At 56.7% G+C, this 1,275-nt stretch carries 1 rRNA gene; it reads left to right on the forward strand.

Annotated features, from left to right (window positions below):
- A 23S ribosomal RNA gene (locus ACIBCA_RS37145) occupies window positions 1-1,275 on the forward strand; the annotation flags it as partial.

Raw genomic sequence — 1,275 nt, forward strand, 5'->3', positions numbered from 1 at the left:
GGGGTCGTGGGATTTTTCTTGACCGGTCTGCCGGCCGGTCGGCGAGTCAGAAACCGTATGGGTAGTCGAAGGACATGCGAAAGGTCCGGCGTAGAGGGTAAGACCCCCGTAGACGAAATCTGTACGGCTCGTTTGAAGAACTCCCAAGTAGCACGGGGCCCGAGAAATCCCGTGTGAATCTGGCGGGACCACCCGCTAAGCCTAAATATTCCCTGGTGACCGATAGCGGATAGTACCGTGAGGGAATGGTGAAAAGTACCGCGGGAGCGGAGTGAAATAGTACCTGAAACCGTGTGCCTACAAGCCGTGGGAGCGTCGTCATGTTCTTCGGAGCATGGCCGTGACTGCGTGCCTTTTGAAGAATGAGCCTGCGAGTTTGCGGTGTGTAGCGAGGTTAACCCGTGTGGGGTAGCCGTAGCGAAAGCGAGTCCGAATAGGGCGTTTGAGTTGCATGCCCAAGACCCGAAGCGGAGTGATCTAGCCATGGGCAGGTTGAAGCGCGGGTAAGACCGTGTGGAGGACCGAACCCACCAGGGTTGAAAACCTGGGGGATGACCTGTGGTTAGGGGTGAAAGGCCAATCAAACTCCGTGATAGCTGGTTCTCCCCGAAATGCATTTAGGTGCAGCGTCACGTGTTTCTTGCCGGAGGTAGAGCACTGGATAGGCGATGGGCCTTACCGGGTTACTGACCTTAGCCAAACTCCGAATGCCGGTAAGTGAGAGCGTGGCAGTGAGACTGTGGGGGATAAGCTCCATGGTCGAGAGGGAAACAGCCCAGAACACCGACTAAGGTCCCTAAGCGTGTGCTAAGTGGGAAAGGATGTGGAGTCGCAGAGACAACCAGGAGGTTGGCTTAGAAGCAGCCACCCTTGAAAGAGTGCGTAATAGCTCACTGGTCAAGTGATTCCGCGCCGACAATGTAGCGGGGCTCAAGCACATCACCGAAGTCGTGTCATTGCAACGTATAGGGCCAACGCCTGTTGTGATGGGTAGGGGAGCGTCGTGTGCCGGGTGAAGCGGCGGTGGAAACCAGTCGTGGACGGTACACGAGTGAGAATGCAGGCATGAGTAGCGATACAAGAGTGAGAAACTCTTGCGCCGATTGACCAAGGGTTCCTGGGTCAAGCTGATCTGCCCAGGGTAAGTCGGGACCTAAGGCGAGGCCGACAGGCGTAGTCGATGGACAACGGGTTGATATTCCCGTACCCGCTTTGAAGCGCCAACGCTGAACCTCTTGATGCTAAGCCCGTGAAGCCGTCCTGGAGCCTTCGGGC

Origin of the sequence: Kitasatospora sp. NPDC051170, assembly GCF_044455705.1 — a bacterium.
Taxonomy (GTDB): domain Bacteria; phylum Actinomycetota; class Actinomycetes; order Streptomycetales; family Streptomycetaceae; genus Kitasatospora.